Genomic DNA, 18,890 nt, shown 5'->3' with positions numbered 1-18,890 from the left:
CCGGCAACTCGCTGATGATCATTTCCCAGCCGTAGTCCCGCTCCGTACCCGCTTATTGCCAGGACCGCAGCGGGGTAGACCCCGGATGTCAGACCGATGCCGGGGCGACCTTCTGCGCCAGGTGCTCGAGGAACCAGTCGCGTGCCGCGCCCGAGGAGAGCTCGAAGGGGTGACCGGTGTATGCGTCGAAGTGGCCGCCGGGGATCGAGACGAGACGTTTGGGTTCTGCCGCGGTCTCGAACGCCTCCTTGGCCCACTCCGCCGGCGTCACAACGTTGTCGTCCTCGGCAACCACCATCAGCAGCGGGGTAGGAGCGACGAACTTGAGAAACTGGCCCGGCTCGTAATTCAGCTCCAACGAGCGCATCGTCACCTCGTTGCGCCACGCGGTCCCCTCGTAAGCCGAGAAGAACGCGTAGGCATCGGGCGTCGGCATGACGGCCGGCTGCGTCGGGTCCGCGGTGACCACCGGAATCATCGCCGGTGCCTCTCCTCGGGCACGCGCAAGCCGATCGGCGCCCTGCCCGTCCCATGCCGCCTGCCAGAACTCCTCGGGCACACCCGCCTCGAATGCGCGCCGCATCGAGACACCAGGCACCTGACCGCACACGGCCTTCACGCGGCGATCGAACGCCGCGACCACGAACGCGTTCCCGCCCGAGTAGCTCGAACCCCACACCCCGATCCGCGAGGCGTCGACCTCGGGCCGGCCCTGCGCGTAGGTGATCGCGTGCTGGCAGTCGTGGATCTGGTCCCACGGGTCGATCTCCTGCCGGGGCTTGCCCGGCGCCGTGTCCGAGGCACCGAACCCCCGGTGGTCGTAGACCACGCAAGCGAACCCCGCGGCGGTAAACACCTCGGCGAAGGGTTCGAGACCCATCTCCTTGGTACACGAAAACCCGTGCGTCAAGATGATGCACGGCAGCTCACCGGACGCGTCGTCAGGTTTGTAGAACCAGCCGCGCAGCGTCACTCCCTCAGCGTCGAACTCGATATCTTCACGCATCGGCTTCTCCATTCCAGTAGGTGTCTTGTGGATTGCCTGTTCAGGCAGGCGCCACGATCAGTTCTTCGGCGCTGTTCGACGAGCTCCGGTTCTCCTCGAACCAGCGCGGCCTCGACGGCCGACTCCGGCGGCGGGCCAATAATTCAAATGGTTCCTTCAACGGTGTAGGCGTTCTACGGGGTGAACAGCTGCCACAGCGGCATTGGTGTGCTGCTTCTATCTGACGGGCGTAAAAGTGTGCAAAACCACATTGCGTACTGGGCTCGAGCATGCCCGCTGGGCCTGCTGCGGCACACGCGGGTATATACCTACGTAGGTACCTGTTGAGGGGCCCATCGTCGCCACGGCCGCGACGCGGTGGCGGTGCTGCCGTGCTGGAGCAACGGGTCATGGTCCGCCGAGAACGACGACGGGAACGGGTGCGGCGGCTCGGTCTTTGGTACTGCAACGACAGTTTGTGACCGAGACCGTTGTGGTAATTGATCCAATGGGCAGTCAGAGGTGCTGGAGTGGTCAGCGGGGTTCACCGCGTTCTGGGCGATCGAGGAGTGCTTCCGAACCACCAAGAACGAGACCGGACTCGACCACTCCAGGTGCGTGCGTACTCGGCCTGGTACCGGCACATCACTTTGTCGATGACTGCGGCTGCCTTCCTGACGATCCTGCGCCGCGGCGCTCAAAAGGGGGATCTCCAGTCGGCGCCCGAGATCTAATACCTCTGATAGTCAACGAGATCCGGCGATTGTTTGGGCCGTGTCGCCCCTCCGGTCGAACACGCCCTCGTGCATGTCTGGCACCGATCGAACTGGCGCCGCGCCAGCCAGGCCGGAGTGCGCGCCAGCCACTCCAAACATCGACATCACAAACTGTCGTTGCAGTATTAGCGCTCGTCGCGCCCCAATGCCGGTGCCATTTCAGCGGGCGGTCACGCGAGCAGCTAGTAGGACTTTGTTGCGCTGTCCATCGCGGCGAGGACCGTAGTGGTATCAGCGAACTGCAAGAGGAGTACGGGATCCGCAGCCTGAATACCGTGCGCGCCGCGCAGCAGTGTGTCGCCGAGGAAGGACTGCTCGAAGCCCGCCAAGGAGTCGGCGCCTTCGTCGTGGCACCGAATCACTGACGGCACCCGAAGTGCACGGAGAACTGGCACAAATCCGGGATCGACTCTCGAGTGGGCCGAAACGGCAGACCGACTCCGGCGGAAGGTCGATGACGCCCTGTGAGCTCCGGCGAGCCGGGCCACGACGTCCTCGACCGAAATCCACTCTGAAAGGACCGCAATGGTATTGCTGACACTGCACACCGACCGACTCGACCGACTCACCCCTAGCCAAGTCAGCGACGGCTAATATCTCGCCGGACATTGGCTTCTGCAGAAGGCCGTCGACGCAGAGATGATCACCTGGGACAAAGCGGTGTGGGGGCACCTGCTGCTCGGGGTCGAACCCGAGAATAAAGACGACCTACGTCCCCGCGAACTCGTGATCAGTTACATGGTCTCGAAGGACGGGCCGACGATCACCTCGCGGTACTCGTCGTAGGGCACGGGGGTGAGCGTCGGGAGGATCGTGAGGTTGACGCCGAACGGGCGGTCGGTCATGGTTCGGCAGCGTGCGATCTCCTTGGCCAGCGCCTCGGGAGTCGGTTGGGTGAGTGCCGTGAGGAACCCGAGGGCTCCGGCGTTGGCCACCGGCGCGATCAGGTCGGCGGTGCCGACGGCGGTCATTCCACCGCACACCATGGGGTGCTCGATCCCGAACCGTGTCGAGAGCATGGCGTCCTTTCATTCGTGCCTGAGCTCGGCCGGGCCGTGCGTCCTCACTCCAACCACCCCACGGCCGACCAGGGGCGCTCCGACGACCCGATCCGCCACGAGGCGGATTGTCAGGAACTGTCGACGGGACGAGATGAATCCGTTTTGGCGGCCACAGGAAGTCCATCGACCGGCGCGTCCCTGCGCTGCGTCGGCCATGCGATGTGGTGCAGGCTCCACGAGGACCGGTGTATCGATCTGCTGGGCCCGGGCGACCGGTGGTGTGGACCGCCTCGCAGCGCGACTTCGAACGGACAGGAGCCTCGACGGTGCCGGCTGCCTGTACGAGACGCGCCTGCCCCTTCCATTATCGTCATTCACCGCTACGATAGAGAGCGATAACTATCGCGCAAATATTGCGGCCCTTGCACTTGAACTTGACGCCAGATTCGGACTATACGAAAAAGGGACGCGAGTCACAGTGCACGGCGAAGGAGAGGAAGCCTCGTGAAGGTTGCACGGAAGGTCGCCATCGTGACCGGCGGTGGAAACGGGATCGGCGGAGCGATCGCCGAACGTCTCGCCGAACGGGGTGCGCGGGTACTTGTGGCCGATCTCGACCCGAAAGCAGCCACCGCGGTTGCGGACCGCATCAATGAACGGCACCCCGGATCGGCTCTCGCGGAAGGTGCGGATATCGCAGACTCCGAGCAGATTCGGCGCGTCATCGAGCGGGCAGAGACCGAATTGGGTCCGGTGGACCTGTACTTCGCCAACGCCGGGATCGGGGGAGCGCCGGGCCTCGATGCCGACGACGCCGCCTGGGATCGAGCCTTCGACGTCAACGTCCGCGCCCACATTCGCGCCGCCCAGCAGTTGGTGCCCATGTGGATCGAGCGCGGTGAGGGTTACTTCGTCACGACGGCGTCTGCAGCGGGCTTACTCACGCAGATCGGCTCCGCCACCTATGCAGTCACCAAGCACGCGGCTGTCGCATTCGCCGAATGGCTGTCGGTGACGTACGGAGACCGAGGAATCCGGGTGAGCTGCCTCTGCCCGATGGGAGTGGAGACGAAGTTGATGCGCTCGGGTGAAGACTCGGGGGATCCGCTCGGTGTTGCGGCCACACGGGCCGTGATCTCTGCGGGGGACGTGCTCCAGCCGGCGGAGGTCGCCGACATTGTGCTGGACGCCGTCGACCGGGATACATTCCTGATCTTGCCCCACGAGCGCGTCCTCACCATGTACCGGCAAAAGAGTTCCGACTACGACCGCTGGCTGCGCGGGATGCGCCGCTACCAGAGCTCACTGCTGGAACACGCATGACGGGTGGGCAACAGGATTTCGTGCTCGCCGAGCGTCGCGGACCGGTGCTGGTTCTGACGTTCAACCGGCCGTCGAAACTTAATGCCTGGACGGACGAACTCGAGGACCGTTATTTCGATCTGCTCGACGCAGCCGAAGACGACCCGGACGTGCGTGCTGTCGTCGTGACGGGGGCAGGTCGCGGGTTCTGTGCCGGTGCCGACCTGACGCATCTGCAGGCGGTGGGTGATGCCACCGACCTGCTGGATCGTCGGCCGCGTGACGTCCCGCTGCGGCTGCGCAAGCCGCTCATCGGTGCGGTCAACGGCGTCGCGGCGGGGCTCGGGATGGTCGAGGCGCTCTATTGCGATGTCCGGTTTGCTTCACCGGCTGCGCGTTTCACCACCGCCTTCGCTCAGCGTGGGCTGATCGCCGAATACGGCATCTCCTGGCTGCTGCCACGGTTGGTCGGACGAAGCCGCGCGGCGGACCTGCTGCTGTCGAGTCGGATGGTCGACGCAGAGGAAGCGCTTCGGATCGGACTCGTCGATCACCTGATCGTCGATGGAAACGTGCTCGCCGCGGCGGTGTCGTACGCCCAGCAGCTGGCCACGCAGTGCTCACCGACCTCGATGGCTGTGATCAAACAACAACTACAGACCGACGCGGACGGCACCTACGCCGACTCCGTGTCCCGCGCGGAAGGTCTGATGTTCGACTCTTTCCGAGGCGAAGACCTCGTTGAGGGTGTACAGAGCCACCTCGACAAGCGCACACCCACATTTCCCTCCCTACCTACAAGGAGTTCCCGTGTCCCTGTTCGACATCTCTGACCGCGCGAAGAAGTACCAGGCCGATCTGCTGGAGTTCATGGACTCCCACGTGTATCCCGCGGAGGCGGTGTACGAAGAGCAGATGCGCGAATCGGGCGATCCGCACTTCCAGCCGCCGATCCTCGAGGAGTTGAAGGCGGAGGCGCGTAGCCGCGGGTTGTGGAACCTCTTCCACCCCCATCCCGACACCGGGCCAGGGCTGACGAACCTCGAGTACGCCCCGTTGGCGGAGATCATGGGCCGCAGCCACATCGCCCCGGAGGCGTGTAACTGCAACGCACCCGACACCGGGAACATGGAAGTGCTCGAACTCTTCGGCACCGAGGAGCACAAGGAGAAGTACCTCAAGCCGCTGCTCGACGGGACGATGGCCTCGGCATTCGCGATGACCGAGCCGGCGGTGGCAAGTTCCGACGCCACCAACGTCGAACTCTCGATGGTCCGCGACGGCGACGAGTATGTGCTCAACGGCCGAAAGTGGTTCGCGTCAAATGCGTTACACCGCAACTGCAAGGTGCTGATCGTGATGGGCAAGACCGATCCGTCGGCGGCGCCGCACCGGCAGCAGTCGATGATGGTCGTCCCCATAGATGCGCCCGGTGTCACGGTGATGCGGGGACTTCCGGTGTTCGGATACCAGGACCGAGAGGGCCACGCGGAGATCGACTTCGCCGACGTGAGGGTTCCGGCCAAGGATGTGCTCAAGGGTGAGGGCGAGGGATTCGCGATCTCCCAGGCGCGCCTGGGGCCGGGCCGGATCCACCACTGCATGCGATCGATCGGGATGGCCGAGCGGGCGCTCGAGCTGATGTGCCGGCGGGCGTCGTCGCGGGTGACGTTCGGGAAACCGGTCAGCGAGAACGCGAACATCCAGGATTGGATCGCCGAGGCCCGGATCGAGATCGAGATGATCCGATTGCTCACGTTCAAGGCGGCTCACCTCATGGACACGGTCGGGAACAAGGAGGCGCGCACCGAGATCGCGGCGATCAAGGTGGTGGGGCCGAACGTTGCGCTGAAGATCATCGATCGGGCGATCCAGGTGCACGGCGGCGCCGGTGTCACCGACGACTTCCCGCTCGCCATGGCCTGGGCGCACCAGCGCACACTGCGACTGGCGGACGGCCCCGACGAGGTGCACAAGCGGTCCATCGCGCGCCAGGAACTCCGGCGGTACCGCGATTCGGCGCCCGCGTCCTCGACCAACGGCCACAAGGTTGCGGTGAGCTGAGATGACCGGACTCGACCTCACCGGACGCACCGCCATTGTTGCCGGCGCCTCGCGGGGCATCGGCCTCGCGGCCGCCCAGGCCATCGCCGCCGCCGGCGCCAACGTCGTGCTCACCTCTCGGTCGCAGGACTCGGCGGACGCCGCCGCAGCACAGGTCGGGGGCACCGCGATCGGTGTCGCCGCCCATGCCGTCGACGAAGACGCCGCCCGGCGGTGCATCGATCTGACTCTCGAGCGGTTCGGCAGTGTGGACATCCTCGTCAACAACGCGGGAACAAACCGCGCGTACGGTCCGATCGTCGACCAGGACCACGAGCGCTTCACCAAGACCTTCGATATAAACGTGTGGGCACCGGTGCTGTGGACGGGTCTCGCCACAAAGGCATGGATGGGTGAGCACGGCGGCGCCGTCGTCAACACCGCCTCCATCGGCGGTATGGCGGCCGAGGCGAACATCGGCGTGTACAACGCGTCGAAGGCGGCGCTCATTCACCTCACGAAACAACTGGCACTGGAACTTTCACCGAAGGTGCGGGTCAACGCCGTCGCCCCCGGCGTGGTGCGGACCAAGCTCGCCGAGGCACTGTGGAAGGAACACGAGTCGGCGGTGTCCGCCTCAACGGCCCTCGGGCGGATCGGTGAACCCGAGGACATCGGCTCGGCTGTCGCGTTCCTCGTCTCCGACGCAGCCAGCTGGGTCACCGGCGAAACTCTGGTCATCGATGGCGGGCAGGTGCTCGGTGACGTTCTCCCGTTCCGGCAGGAGGTCCAGCTCGGTGTCTAGCGTGGGTATCGTCGGAATCGACACCGCCGCCGTGGCCCGATGGTTGCACACCACGGGCGTCGATTACACGGGCACACTGACTTTCGACCGGATCGGTCTCGGTCAGTCGAACCTCACCTACCTCGTTCGCGACAGGGTCGGTGGGCGGTGGGTGCTGCGGCGCCCACCGCTGGGGCACCTTCTCGCGTCGGCACACGACGTGGCCCGTGAGGCCCGAATACTCTCCGCACTGCAGGACACCGCGGTGCCGACCCCGCGGGTGTTCGGCTTCACCGAAGACCCGGCGGTCACCGACGTGCCGCTGCTGCTGATGGAGTTCGTCGAGGGGCAGGTGGTCGACCGGATGTCGGAGGCGCAGGCGCTGACACCCGAGCGACGGCGGGCGATCGGCCTGTCCCTACCCCGCACGCTCGCGAAGATTCATGCGGTCGACCTCGAGCAGACGGGGCTGATCGATCTGGCCAGCCACAAGCCGTATGCGCAGCGTCAACTCAAACGGTGGGCGGGGCAGTGGGAGCAATCGAAGACCCGCGAGTTGCCCGCCCTCGATGATCTGACGCGTCGGCTCGTCGAGTCTGTGCCCGAACAACACGAGCTGACATTGGTGCACGGGGACTTTCATCTCCGCAACGTCATCACGTCCACTGACACCGGCGACGTCACCGCGGCACTCGACTGGGAATTGTGCACCCTGGGCGATCCACTCGCCGATCTCGGCAGTCTGCTCGCCTACTGGCCCGAGCCCGGCGAGACGTTCGGTGGTGAATTCCCGGCTTCGACGCTCGACGGCTTTCCCGACCGAGCCGAGATCGCCCAGGTGTATTTCGACGAGACCGGGCGCGATTTGAAAGACCTCGGGTTCTGGCATGCGCTCGGAATGTGGAAGGTCGCGGTCATCGCCGAGGGTGTCATGCGTCGGGCGCGAGATGAACCGCAGAACAAAGCAGCAGCAGGAACGCCGACGGTGGAGCGTATCGACGCGCTCGTGGAAAAGGCGTGCGACATAGCAGCCCGAGCCGGAATCTGACTCGGGTTCTGGGCTGGTGAGTGATGACTACCAAGACCACGCCGTGGGTCAGCGGCGTTCTCGGACAAGCACTGTGCACCTGCAGGAGAACAGGTTTCCGGTTCACCTCAACAGGTTCGAGGTATCACTCGGATGCTAGCCGCCGAGGTTGAGTGGGAGACTGCCGAATGGAGTCGGTCCGCTGTTCAACACGGACCGACTCCATTCGTCAATCGACCAATTCCCACCGAACGACTACGACACGCACTACCGTGAACAGCCCCACCGCCGCCTCGATCCTCGAGATGGCCTGAACGAAGTCTCCACTTACGTCAGGGCGGATCAATCCGCGTATCGGACATTCAGGGCGATCACAGCTATGCACACATGTTTAGATCGCCACCGCAGAGTGAGAGACCAATGACGAACCGGCACGACATACCTAAAACGGACGAAGTAGCGAAAAGAGGAAAAATACGCGGCCTGATTGCCGCGTCCACGGGAACAATCGTCGAGTACTACGACTTCACCGTGTACGCCTATCTTGCAGTGGTAGTGGCTCCGTTGTTTTTCCCCTCCGCTCTGGTCGGGAATGTAGTTGCGGGTCAGTAGATGATTCGATCTCGTGCTGACCACAGATTTTCCGCGAGCGAGTTGTCGAGCCTGTCTCCGACGCTGCCGATGGACGGGGCGATGCCGGCGTCCACGAGCATCTGTGTGAACCGCAGCGCCCTGTGGCGGTCCCTCGAGGTGGCGTGCCACCGGGCTCGCACGACAGCGATACGTTCGACTTCCTGGCCTTCGCCTTCTCATTGCAGCAGGTCTTGATGAGCGGAAGAAGATGCATGTGCTAACTAGTTGATGTGAAATGGTCGTGATTGATGTCCGCGAACGTACTAGCTCCGCCTGTCACCGGTAGTACCGGTAGCCCTGTTCTAATCACCGCGACGCTCGCCGGATGCGGGGTGATCTGCTCGTTCATGCAGACGCTCATGATCCCACTCGTCCCCGAACTTCCGCGGTTGCTCTCGACGAGCCCTTCCAATGCGTCGTGGATCGTTACCACCACGCTCCTGGCGGGCGCCGTCTTCACCCCGATCTCGGGACGCCTCGGCGACATCTTCGGTAAGAAGAGGGTGGCGCTCGTCCTGCTCGGCGCGATCCTGGTCGGCTCGCTCCTGGCGGCAGTGACTACCACCCTTATCCCGATGGTCGTGGGTCGAGCCTTCCAGGGTGCCGGCCTGGGCATGATCCCGCTGGGAATCGGCATGCTGCGCGATACCATCCCGCCCGAGCGACTGGGCCGGTCCGTTGCGTTGATGAGCTCCACACTGGGAGTGGGTGCGGCCGTGGGAATGCCGCTGTCGGCGTTCGCTACACAGCATTACAACTGGCACATGTTGTTCTGGATGTCGGGTGCGCTCAGCGTCCTCGGTGCGGGGGCGCTGTGGGTGATCGTGCCGGCGGGTCCACGGCATCTGGACATGCGCTTCGACATTGCGGGGGCGCTCGGATTGGCCGTCGGGCTCACGGGACTGCTGCTGGCGGTCTCCAAGGGCAGTGATTGGGGCTGGGCCGCCGCGCCGACCCTCGTCTGCGCCGTGGGAGGACTACTCGTGCTGGTGGTCTGGGGGTGCTACCAATGGCGCTCACATAGTCCGCTCGTCGATCTACGCGTCAGCATCCGTCGTCCGGTGCTGCTGACGAACCTCGCGTCGGTCGCTGTTGGTTTCGGTCTGTTCGCGTCGTCGGTGGTGCTGCCGCAACTGCTCGAGATGCCCGCCGTCACCGGGGTCGGGTTGGGGCAGTCGATGGTGGTGGCGAGCTTGTGCATGGTCCCGACCGGTCTGATCATGATGGCCGTCTCGCCGCTCGCCGCACGGGTCTCCGCCGCCCGTGGGCCCCGCACCAGTCTGATCATCGGCGCTGCGACGATCGCGGCCGGATATGGTGTGGCACTGGTGTTGATGACGCAGGTGTGGCACATCGTGCTCGTCGGCTGCTTCATCGGTGTCGGGATCGGTTTCGCGTATGCGGCGCTGCCGACACTGATCATCCATTCGGTTCCAGAGCATGAGACTGGTGCCGCCAACGGCTTGAACACCTTGATGCGGTCGATCGGTACCTCCACCGCCAGTGCTGTCGTCGCCGTGCTCCTCGCGCAGAATGTGGTGGCGGTGGGCGGCCACGAGTACACCACCGCAACTGGTTTGCGGCTTGCTTTCGCGGCGGCCGGGCTCGCGACGTTGGGAGCACTCGCCATCGCCTGGTTCCTGCCGCGGCGCGAAAGGGTATATCCCGACGCAAGCGTCGCAGTCACCTGATAAGTGCACAAAATCTGACAAGTAAGCGGCGAAGTCGCCCGACTCTTGCTGGAATAGCCTGCGATGGGCTGGTGCCGGACTGCGCCGTGTCAACGGCGTATTGCGCGCGGCGAGTGCGTATTCGCGTCCGAGATCAACCCGCGTCACCCCGGTCGTGGGGAACGCCCGAGATCTCACAACTGCCGAACACGCTACCAAAGACTGTCCGCCCACCACCCGGTGTGGAAGGCGGGAGCGCCGTGGGGCTTGCATTCACCGAGGAGCACGAGGACGTGCATGAGTTCGTACATTCCTCCTAGGCCAGCACGCAGGCGCCAACCAACTCCACACTCCCGAGGCATACCCATTCGACGCGAACGCGTGGTTGACGATGGGCGGACAACTGTGGATCCAAGGCCTAGTGGTGTTGGAGGGTCCGGTGCGAACGCGCTCGAGGGCGCGATCGTTGTCCGAGGATGAGGAGCGCTCTACAAGGCTCCGACTCTCCACCTCCTTTTGGACCCGGCTGCTGCGCCATGACAGCATCCGGCGTACAGGAGCGGGCAAAACGAGTCGAAACCGTCTCCCGAGCGGGTGCCCGGCGTGCCCCGAAGATCTCGACTTCAAGCCGACTGACGTGGCCCTTCGGAAGGCCCCAGCCGGCTGTCAGCTCTTGTCGGTGGCTTTCCTCCTGGAGGGGTGATGCGCGATGCGCAACCCATTGCACCACAGCCGTGTCGCGGTGTAGACGAGCTCCTCGAAGTCGACCCTTTCGTTGAGCACGAAGGTGGAGAACGCAATCCTGCTCGTCATACCGGAGAGCGCGCGCGAGGCCATCACGGAATCGAGGTCGGGATCGGCAAGACCTCGCTCCTGGAGATCCTTGATCCCAGAAGCGTTGCGTTCGACGAAGACCCGGCTGCGAGCCTGCCGCAACTCCCGGACATTGGGATCGATGTTCGCCACCTGCTCGAGTAGCTGCATGAGCTTCGCGTTGCGGCGGTAACTCTCGAAATAGGCACGATTGCTCGCCTCGATGATCGCGGCCGGATCATCGACCCCATCGACGTGCTCCATCCGGGGGTGGAGCATCTCGTTCTTCGTCGCTTCCATGACAGCGGCAAAGATCGCCTCCTTATCGTTGAAGTACGTGTAGAAGGTTCCGGTGGAGCAGCTGGCTTCGGCGGTGATGTCGGTCAACCGAGCGGCGAGATAGCCGTCGCGCTCGAAGATGACTCGCGCAGCGTCGACAAGGGATTGGCGGGTGCGGATGCCCCGGCGTGTCACCGGTGGCCTGCGAGCGGTGTCTTCGGTCACGGAACGTCCTTAGGGCGTTGGGAATCGTCGTCGGGTGAACCATCCGCGAAATTCTGACCGGCTCCGGATAGATCGATGCGGACGTGTGGTGGATGCCGGTTCTCGTGCGGCGCCGTTGGATGTCGTCGATGCCGATGCCGATGCCGATGCCGATGCCGATGCCGATGCCGCCGGGTACGTAACCAGACAAACCCTCGCGTCGATGGCGGTATGACCATCACCTGATCGCACCGTACCCACAAGCCCATCGCGTCGAAAGTAGCCGCCATGCCCACAACCACCACCGTCGACGGGTTGAAGAGCCTCGTCGGCACCACACTGGACCCCAGTGACTGGTTCGAGATTGCCTACTGTGCATAGAGCTCACCGATCTGGGAGCATGCTTCGCCGCCTCGTTCTTGCGCTTGACCTTCAACGTGGGCGTGAGTTCGTTGCTCCCGGGCAGCCACTGCTCGTCGACGACTTTGAACTTCTTGATCGGCTCGACAGTGAAAAGTGGCTGTTGGCGAACTCCACACCGGCCACGATCTCGGCGATGGTGGCGGGATCGCTCGCCGACTTCCCGGCGGCGGCGTCGGGATAGAGGGCGATCAACGCAATGTTGTACGGCTTGCCGTCACCGATGCACGCCGCCTGACCGATCAGGGGACTGGAGGACCTCCGGCATGGCTGGATGTTCGCGGGGGCATGTTCTTATTGGCAGTTTTGATGACCGTGCTGCTACTTCTGTTCTCGTGGGTCAGTGAGTGTCAGGCTGGCGCGGAGTTGCTCACGTCATCCGAGGTGTCGTGCCGTCGCGATAGGTAGGCGTGACACCTCGGATGACGTGGAGAGTCCGGCGGCAAACGTGGAAGGGGCACGAAAACACAGGCTTTCGCGTCTGCAGGCATCACAGTCACGCGGAGCGAATCTCGCCTTCGAGCGGTCGCGACCGCATCACTTCCGGTGCGCAGGCGCTGAAGCAGAGGCCCGGCCCGCCACCCAGTCGTTGTAGAAGTCGGGCATCTCGGAGGCGCGTCCGTGGAAGTGGGGTTTCCGTTTCTCGAGGAAGGCGGTGACGCCTTCTTTGCCGTCGCCGATGCTGGTCCAGAACATGGCGAGTGAGTCGATTCGGTGGGCCTGGTCGGGGTGGGTCAGGGTGGCGTTGCGTCGTACCATTTGTCGGCTCAGGGCCACGGCGACGGGGGAGCGGTCCCGGGTCCAGGCGTCGGCGATTGCGGCGGCCTGGGTTTGCAGGTCCTCGCCGGGGTGGATTTCGTCGACGAGTCCGACGGCCAGTGCGGTTTCGGCGTCGAGGATGTCGGCGCGCAGGACCAGGTCGAGTGCTGCGGAGGGGCCGACGAGTCGGGGTAGGTACCAGGTCGAGCAGGCCTCGGGCACGATGCCGATGCGGCCGAAGACGAGTCCGATTCGGGCGGAGGTGGACATCAGTCGGCGGTCCATTGCCAGTGTCATCGTGGCGCCGATGCCCACGGCTGGGCCGTTGAGGGCGGCGATGACGGGTTTGCGGCAGTCGTGGATGGCGAGTGTGCAGCGTCCGCCGGTGTCGCGGACTGCGGCGATGGCCGGATCGTCGAGGTCGGCCATGTCACTCAGGCCTGGTGTGCGTTGCTCGTCGAGGCCGAACACGTTGCCCTCGCCGCTGAGGTCCATGCCGGCGCAGAACGCGCGACCGGCTCCGGTGACGATGACGGCGCGGACGGAGTCGTCGTCGTTGACGGCGCGGAAGGAGTGCTCGAGTTCCTCGGCCATGGTGACGGTGAAGGCGTTGAGGTGTTCGGGTCGGTTCAGGGTGATCGTGAGGATGCCGTCGTTGACGTCGTGCCGGATTGTCTGGAAGTCCATGCTCAGACCGCCTGGGCTGCGGTACGGGCGGTTGCCGGGATGGTGTGGCCGAGGCCGGTGATGATGCGGTCGGCCTCGTCGATGATGCCGTCGACGATTTCCTGGCAGCTCTGCACGGAGTCGATCAGGCCCTGGGCTTGGCCGGCCCACCACATGCCGTCGTGCATGTCGCCGTGGGTGAGGACGCGGTCGCGTCCGCGTGCTCCGGAGGCGAGGTCGGCGACGTCGGCGAAGGTGGCGCCGGGTTGTGCGGAGCGGCGGGCGATTTCCTCCGAGATCGTGTTGCGGGCCACTCGTGCGGTGTTGTTGAACTCGCGGAATACCAGTTGGGTCGCGCGTTCGTCGTTGGCGACGATTTGGTCTTTGACGTTTTGGTGGACGGGGGCTTCGGTGGAGGCGACGAAGCGGGTGCCCATGTTGACTGCGGATGCGCCCAGGGCGAGGGCGGCGACCAGGCCGCTGCCGGTGGCGAAGCCGCCGCTGGCGATCAGGGGGATCCGAACCTGGCGGGCGGCTGCGGGGATGAGGACGAGTCCGGGGATGTCGTCGTTGCCTGGGTGGCCGGCGCACTCGAAGCCGTCGATGCTGATTGCGTCGACGCCGATCGCTTCCGCTTTGAGGGCGTGCCGCACGGCCACCGCTTTGTGGATGACTTTGATGCCCGCTTTCTTGAACGCTGCGACATGCTCTGCCGGATTGGACCCGGCCGTCTCGACGATGGTGATGCCGCTGTCGATGATCGCTTCGCGGTACTCGTCGTAGGGCACGGGGGTGAGCGTCGGAAGGATCGTGAGGTTGACGCCGAACGGGCGGTCGGTCATGGTTCGGCAGCGTGCGATCTCCTTGGCCAGGGCTTCCGGAGTCGGTTGGGTGAGTGCCGTGAGGAACCCGAGGGCTCCGGCGTTGGCCACCGGCGCGATCAGGTCGGCGGTGCCGACGGCGGTCATTCCACCGCACACGATGGGGTGCTCGATCCCGAATTCCTCGGTGAACTGTGTCGAAAGCATCCGCGTCCTTTCGTTGGTGACGTGCCCGGCCGGGCCCGTGCGTTTTCGTGTCAAAGAACTGATCAGCCCACCCGGCGGAGGCACACCCGAGCATTCGATGCACCGAGAGGTGCAGTGCGGGAGGGGGTGTGCGAGAAAGACACGCTGGAACCGACCGCCGGTCATGGGAAGTCGCCATTTCCGCTCCCCATGCCTCCGCTGCTCTCATATGATAGAGAGTGATTACTATCAGGTCAAGGATGCGTTCGTTGGGTCCGATGTCGCGGCAATTGACGGTAAAAGGCGGTCCTGCTGGATGGGGCAGCCGCGCCTTGCTCTTGCCCTGCCATGTGGTAGAGATTACTCTCTCTTAGACGGCCTCGCCGACCCGACGCCCCCGCGAAGACGCGCTGCCCAACCCGCAACCCTGGAGGTACTCCGTGACCATCGACGCTCACTCACCTAGCGCAGGCTCAGGATCGTCGCCGGCTGCACCGCCGATCCGTGCGACGACCTACGTCGGCCGCTGGCCCCGGGTCCCGCACAATTGGCCCGAAATGCCCACCGGGACTTTCTCGCCGACCACCGCCACCATCGTGAGCGGCCCGACCGAGGCAGTTCTCATCGACGCCCAGTACCTCGAGGACGACGTCCGGGATCTCGGGGACCTGATCGAACGCACCGGGAAGACCCTCACCACGATCTACATCACGCATGCGCACCCCGATCACTACCTTGGCATCGGTCCCCTGATGGAGCGGTTCCCGGAGGCGAAGTGTGTCGCGCTGCCCCAGGTCGTCGAGGCCATGAAGGACAACATGGAGGAACACCGTCAGCAGTGGGCGATGATGTTCGGCGACGCCTGCGTCGTCAGCGATGCGCTCCCCGACCCGATCGAGGGCGACACGCTGTACGTCGACGGCTCACCACTGAAGATCATCGAGGTCAAGCAGGCCGACATCCACCCGACCTCGATCGTGCACATCCCGGCGATCGATGCCGTGGTGGCCGGTGACGCCGTCTACAACGAGATCCACCCGATGCTCGGCCTGGCGACGCCCAAGGAGTGGCAGGACTGGCTCGAGACCGTGGACCTCGTAGAGAAGCTCAACCCTCGGATGATCGTCGCCGGCCACCGCCGGCCCGACGGCGACGATTACGCGACCGAGACCATGATCGCGCAGACCCGCGCCTACATCCAGGACTTCGCGGCCGCCTACGAGACCGCGAAGGGCGCCGAAGACCTCATCGACGCCATGTCGGCCAAGTACCCGGACCACGGAAATCTTTGGTCGCTGGAGTTCTCCGCCATGAGTGTCATCGCGCTTCGCGACGCGCAGAGCTCCGCAGCCGACCTCGTCCCGTGACGAATCACGCTCTCCCGACGTACCTGTAGGTGCCTGAAACGACCCACCCTCCGGTGCCCAAACAACCCATGTCGTTGCAGTGCTCACACAGCCCAGCCGGTGCGCCGATTGCGGTACCGACGGTCCACCACCGCCCATGCGAGAGGGTGGCCGACGCGGCGTCGCGGCGGCCGCGCGACGCGCTCGGAGAGGTTCCCATCGCGTTTATCGTCGCAGCAGATGACAGCGGCATCGATGAGGACGATCTGCGGAGTCGCTGCCCGGCGGCGTTGTCCTACTTCAAAGTCCCCGCTGAATTCATTGCCGTACCAGGGATTCCACGTACCGGCTCGGGAAAGATTCAACGCCACCGGCTGCACCGTCCACAATCAGTCGTCGCCGACTAGTCCCGTTGATTCCGCACATCCGCGTTGCCGGTAGAGCGGTCCGCAGCCAGTGCTGTGAGACGCCGCAGAAGGGAAACACACACATTATGAAGATTCGCGGAGCCGTTCTCGAGGCGAGCGGCCGTCCACGGCCGTACGCGGACTCCACACCGATCTCGATCACCGAGCTCGAACTCGATTCGCCGGGACCCGGCGAGGTCCTCGTCCGGATCGAAGCGGCCGGAATTTGCCATTCCGACCTGTCCGTCGTCGACGGCAACCGGCCGCGGCCGATCCCCATGCTGCTCGGCCACGAGGCGGCAGGCCGGGTCGAACAGCTCGGCGACGGCGTATCCGGTTTGGTCGTCGGGCAGCGCGTCGTCATGGCCTTCCTGCCGCGCTGCAACAATTGCGCCGAATGCCGAACCGACGGCAAACTGCCCTGCTCCCCAGGCAGCGCAGCGAACAACGCGGGCACCCTCCTCGGCGGCGGTATCCGCCTGCACCGCGACGACACTGACATCAAACATCACCTCGGCGTCTCTGGTTTCGCCACACACGCTGTCGTCGACCAGCATTCGGTCGTACCCGTCGGGGACGACGTTCCACCCGACATCGCCGCCGTACTCGGGTGCGCCGTCCTCACCGGTGGCGGCGCGGTCATCAACGCCGGTCGCCCAACCCCGGGCCAAGCGGTCATGGTCGTCGGGCTCGGCGGTGTCGGCATGGCGGCGCTGATCACCGCGCTATCCCTCGGGGAGGGCGAGGTGATCGGCGTCGACTCGAATCCCGACAAGCTCACCCAGGCAACAAAGTTGGGTGCGTCCGCGACCTACACTCCCCAAGATGTCGCCGAGCTGAACATCCAGGCGCCGATCGTCATCGAGGCGGCAGGGCACCCACGCGCCTTCGAGACCGCCCTCGCCGCCACCGCCCCCGGAGGCACCACCGTCACCGTCGGACTCCCGGCCCAGGACGCCCGGTCGTCGATCTCGCCACTCGCTCTGGTGGCCGGCGCGCGGACCATCATCGGCAGCTACCTCGGCTCCGCGGTACCGTCCCGCGACATTCCGGTCTTTGCGCAGCTGTGGCGCGACGGAAAACTCCCGGTCGAGAAGCTGATCTCGTCCCGGATCGCACTGTCGGACATCAACTCCGCCATGGACCAACTCGCCGACGGCAACGCCATCCGGCAAGTCATCATCTTCGATGAGAAGTGAGGAAGCCTTGACCAGCACCCAGACCTCCCAGCAGGCGCTACTCGAAGCGGTCCCGACCGGACTGTACATCGGCGGGCAGTGGCGTCCGTCCGAGACGGGGAACACCTTCCCCGTGCACGATCCGGCGACCGGCCGAGAACTCGCCGTCGTGGCCGACGCCACCGTCGCCGACGGAGCCACCGCCCTCGACGCCGCGGCCACCGCTCAGAAGGCCTGGTCACGAACAGCTCCCCGCGAACGTGCCGAACTTCTGCGGGCGGCGTTCGACGCCGTCATCGCTCGATCCGACGACTTCGCGATGCTGATGACCCTGGAAATGGGCAAACCGCTCGCCGAGGCGCGCGGCGAAGTGACCTACGGCGCCGAGTTCCTCCGGTGGTTCTCCGAGGAGGCCGTCCGCGTGTCGGGCCGATACTCGGCAGCACCCGACGGGAAGACCAGACTGCTGGTCCACAAGCGTCCCGTGGGCCCCTGCCTGTTCATCACCCCGTGGAACTTCCCGCTGGCCATGGCGACCCGCAAGATCGCCCCCGCGATCGCCGCCGGCTGCACCATGGTCGTCAAGCCCGCCACGCTCACGCCCCTGACCACCCTGCTGTTCGCGCAGGTCCTCGAAGAGGTCGGGCTGCCGGCCGGCGTGCTCAATGTCATCCCCACCTCGCGCGCCGGAGCGGTCACCGGCCCGCTCATCGCCGACCCCCGGCTGCGGAAGCTCTCGTTCACCGGATCGACCGAAGTCGGCCGGCGGCTGCTCGCGGACTCGGCGGAGCAGGTGCTGCGGACCTCCATGGAACTTGGCGGCAACGCGCCCTTTCTCGTGTTCGCCGATGCCGACATCGACGCAGCAGTCGACGGCGCCGTGATCGCCAAACTCCGGAACATGGGGGAAGCCTGCACGGCGGCGAATCGGTTCATCGTGCACGAGTCCGTCGCGGACGAGTTCGCGACCAAGCTCGCCGGCAAGATGGCGCGCCTGGTCGTCGGACCCGGTATCGACGCGGACTCCCAACTCGGCCCACTGATCGACGAGGAGTCCCGGGCCAAGGTTCACGACCTGGTCCAGGACGCCGTCGCACACGGCGCCGCGATCGTCACCGGCGGTCGACCGGTGCCGGGCGATGGCTACTTCTATTCCCCGACGGTGCTGACCGGCGTCACCACCGATGCGCGCATCCTCCGCGAAGAGGTCTTCGGACCCGTGGCCCCGATCATGACCTTCCAGGACGAGGAGCACGCCATCCAGGTCGCCAACGACACCGAATACGGACTCGTCGCCTACGTCTACACCCGCGATACCGCGCGCACCCTCCGCATGAGCGAGGAACTCGAATCCGGGATGCTGGGAATCAACGTCGGCGTCGTGTCCAACCCGGCCGCACCCTTCGGCGGGGTCAAGCAGTCGGGTCTCGGCCGCGAGGGCGGCTTCGAAGGAATCGACGAATACCTCGACATCCGGTACGTCGGGCTCGCAGACCCCTATGCCTGACCAGGCGCGACATCGGAAGCCGGTCGCCGCCACCGAACGAGTCGACCGCATGGTCGCGCTCGTGGCGAAGGCGTGCGACGTAG

At 65.1% G+C, this 18,890-nt stretch carries 17 protein-coding genes and 3 pseudogenes; 14 read left to right on the top strand and 6 right to left on the bottom strand.

What is annotated here, in order from left to right:
* Positions 1-88 precede the first annotated feature (88 nt).
* The gene (locus tag PSR88_RS13645; protein ID WP_016882423.1) at positions 89-1,006 is read right to left on the bottom strand and encodes an alpha/beta hydrolase; all 918 of its coding nucleotides are present in this window, start codon (positions 1,004-1,006) and stop codon (positions 89-91) included.
* Between the two features lie 534 nt (positions 1,007-1,540).
* Between PSR88_RS13645 and PSR88_RS13640 the strand changes: the two are divergent.
* Positions 1,541-1,719 (top strand): annotated as a pseudogene (locus PSR88_RS13640) (IS701 family transposase); the annotation flags it as partial.
* Positions 1,720-1,943: 224 nt separating this feature from the next.
* Here PSR88_RS13640 and PSR88_RS13635 read toward each other — a convergent pair.
* Entirely contained in the window at positions 1,944-2,123 is a 180-nt protein-coding gene (locus PSR88_RS13635; RefSeq protein WP_041811401.1) for a hypothetical protein, read from the bottom strand.
* A 396-nt stretch (positions 2,124-2,519) separates the two neighbouring features.
* A pseudogene (locus PSR88_RS13630) lies at positions 2,520-2,780 on the bottom strand (nitronate monooxygenase); the annotation flags it as partial.
* 486 nt (positions 2,781-3,266) lie between these two features.
* Between PSR88_RS13630 and PSR88_RS13625 the strand changes: the two are divergent.
* The 7 genes and pseudogenes from PSR88_RS13625 (at position 3,267) to PSR88_RS13595 (ending at position 10,242) form a co-directional block, all read left to right on the top strand.
* On the top strand, positions 3,267-4,085 hold the full coding sequence (locus PSR88_RS13625; protein ID WP_016882427.1) for an SDR family oxidoreductase: 819 nt from the start codon (positions 3,267-3,269) through the stop codon (positions 4,083-4,085).
* Positions 4,082-4,897, top strand: coding sequence for an enoyl-CoA hydratase-related protein (locus PSR88_RS13620; protein WP_016882428.1), 816 nt, complete (start codon positions 4,082-4,084; stop codon positions 4,895-4,897). The genes PSR88_RS13625 and PSR88_RS13620 overlap by 4 nt, the downstream gene beginning before the upstream one ends.
* The gene (locus tag PSR88_RS13615) at positions 4,875-6,128 is read left to right on the top strand and encodes an acyl-CoA dehydrogenase family protein (protein ID WP_016882429.1); all 1,254 of its coding nucleotides are present in this window, start codon (positions 4,875-4,877) and stop codon (positions 6,126-6,128) included. The genes PSR88_RS13620 and PSR88_RS13615 overlap by 23 nt, the downstream gene beginning before the upstream one ends.
* 1 nt (position 6,129) lies before the next feature.
* Positions 6,130-6,912, top strand: a complete 783-nt coding sequence (locus PSR88_RS13610) for an SDR family oxidoreductase (RefSeq protein WP_016882430.1) — start codon at positions 6,130-6,132, stop codon at positions 6,910-6,912.
* Positions 6,905-7,939, top strand: coding sequence for a phosphotransferase family protein (locus tag PSR88_RS13605; RefSeq protein ID WP_016882431.1), 1,035 nt, complete (start codon positions 6,905-6,907; stop codon positions 7,937-7,939). Before PSR88_RS13610 ends, PSR88_RS13605 begins: the two co-directional genes overlap by 8 nt.
* Positions 7,940-7,941: 2 nt before the next feature.
* Positions 7,942-8,076, top strand: a pseudogene (locus PSR88_RS13600) (IS3 family transposase); the annotation flags it as partial.
* 807 nt (positions 8,077-8,883) lie between these two features.
* Positions 8,884-10,242, top strand: a complete 1,359-nt coding sequence (locus PSR88_RS13595) for an MFS transporter (RefSeq protein WP_016882433.1) — start codon at positions 8,884-8,886, stop codon at positions 10,240-10,242.
* Positions 10,243-10,887: 645 nt separating this feature from the next.
* Here the strand turns inward: PSR88_RS13595 and PSR88_RS13590 are convergent.
* Complete coding sequence (locus PSR88_RS13590; RefSeq protein ID WP_016882435.1) at positions 10,888-11,538, bottom strand: TetR/AcrR family transcriptional regulator; 651 nt, start codon at positions 11,536-11,538, stop codon at positions 10,888-10,890.
* Between the two features lie 34 nt (positions 11,539-11,572).
* On the opposite strand from PSR88_RS13590, the gene PSR88_RS13585 reads away from it, so the two are divergent.
* Positions 11,573-11,752, top strand: coding sequence for a hypothetical protein (locus PSR88_RS13585; RefSeq protein WP_157180162.1), 180 nt, complete (start codon positions 11,573-11,575; stop codon positions 11,750-11,752).
* A 165-nt stretch (positions 11,753-11,917) separates the two neighbouring features.
* Complete coding sequence (locus tag PSR88_RS13580; protein WP_016882438.1) at positions 11,918-12,121, top strand: hypothetical protein; 204 nt, start codon at positions 11,918-11,920, stop codon at positions 12,119-12,121.
* Between the two features lie 353 nt (positions 12,122-12,474).
* On the opposite strand, the gene PSR88_RS13575 is transcribed toward PSR88_RS13580, so the two are convergent.
* Positions 12,475-13,383 (bottom strand): crotonase/enoyl-CoA hydratase family protein, encoded by a 909-nt coding sequence (locus PSR88_RS13575; protein ID WP_342338207.1) that lies wholly within the window; start codon positions 13,381-13,383, stop codon positions 12,475-12,477.
* Between the two features lie 2 nt (positions 13,384-13,385).
* On the bottom strand, positions 13,386-14,390 hold the full coding sequence (locus PSR88_RS13570; protein WP_342338205.1) for a nitronate monooxygenase: 1,005 nt from the start codon (positions 14,388-14,390) through the stop codon (positions 13,386-13,388).
* Positions 14,391-14,809: 419 nt separating this feature from the next.
* Here PSR88_RS13570 and PSR88_RS13565 point away from each other — a divergent pair, with 419 nt between their 5' ends.
* The 4 genes from PSR88_RS13565 to PSR88_RS13550 all read left to right on the top strand — a co-directional run bounded on the left by PSR88_RS13565 (position 14,810) and on the right by PSR88_RS13550 (position 18,807).
* Positions 14,810-15,736, top strand: coding sequence for an MBL fold metallo-hydrolase (locus tag PSR88_RS13565; protein ID WP_342338204.1), 927 nt, complete (start codon positions 14,810-14,812; stop codon positions 15,734-15,736).
* A 146-nt stretch (positions 15,737-15,882) separates the two neighbouring features.
* Positions 15,883-16,122, top strand: coding sequence for an AMP-binding enzyme (locus PSR88_RS13560; protein ID WP_157180163.1), 240 nt, complete (start codon positions 15,883-15,885; stop codon positions 16,120-16,122).
* Positions 16,123-16,208: 86 nt separating this feature from the next.
* Positions 16,209-17,321, top strand: coding sequence for an alcohol dehydrogenase catalytic domain-containing protein (locus tag PSR88_RS13555; RefSeq protein WP_016882443.1), 1,113 nt, complete (start codon positions 16,209-16,211; stop codon positions 17,319-17,321).
* Positions 17,311-18,807 (top strand): NAD-dependent succinate-semialdehyde dehydrogenase, encoded by a 1,497-nt coding sequence (locus PSR88_RS13550; protein ID WP_011595383.1) that lies wholly within the window; start codon positions 17,311-17,313, stop codon positions 18,805-18,807. Before PSR88_RS13555 ends, PSR88_RS13550 begins: the two co-directional genes overlap by 11 nt.
* Positions 18,808-18,890 lie beyond the last annotated feature (83 nt).

The sequence above is a fragment of the Rhodococcus sp. DK176 genome, from assembly GCF_038447315.2.
GTDB lineage: Bacteria > Actinomycetota > Actinomycetes > Mycobacteriales > Mycobacteriaceae > Rhodococcus_F > Rhodococcus_F jostii_A.
Note: the sequence above shows the minus strand (reverse complement) of the source record. Positions and strands in the feature narration are given on the sequence as shown.

Bases quoted from the DNA above. Each gene is read 5' to 3' on its own strand.
- PSR88_RS13570 (WP_342338205.1), bottom strand. From the start codon at position 14,390: ATGCTTTCGACACAGTTCACCGAGGAATTCGGGATCGAGCACCCCATC.
- PSR88_RS13550 (WP_011595383.1), top strand. From the start codon at position 17,311: ATGAGAAGTGAGGAAGCCTTGACCAGCACCCAGACCTCCCAGCAGGCG.
- PSR88_RS13580 (WP_016882438.1), top strand. From the start codon at position 11,918: ATGCTTCGCCGCCTCGTTCTTGCGCTTGACCTTCAACGTGGGCGTGAG.
- PSR88_RS13645 (WP_016882423.1), bottom strand. From the start codon at position 1,006: ATGCGTGAAGATATCGAGTTCGACGCTGAGGGAGTGACGCTGCGCGGC.
- PSR88_RS13610 (WP_016882430.1), top strand. From the start codon at position 6,130: ATGACCGGACTCGACCTCACCGGACGCACCGCCATTGTTGCCGGCGCC.
- PSR88_RS13620 (WP_016882428.1), top strand. From the start codon at position 4,082: ATGACGGGTGGGCAACAGGATTTCGTGCTCGCCGAGCGTCGCGGACCG.
- PSR88_RS13555 (WP_016882443.1), top strand. From the start codon at position 16,209: ATGAAGATTCGCGGAGCCGTTCTCGAGGCGAGCGGCCGTCCACGGCCG.
- PSR88_RS13575 (WP_342338207.1), bottom strand. From the start codon at position 13,383: ATGGACTTCCAGACAATCCGGCACGACGTCAACGACGGCATCCTCACG.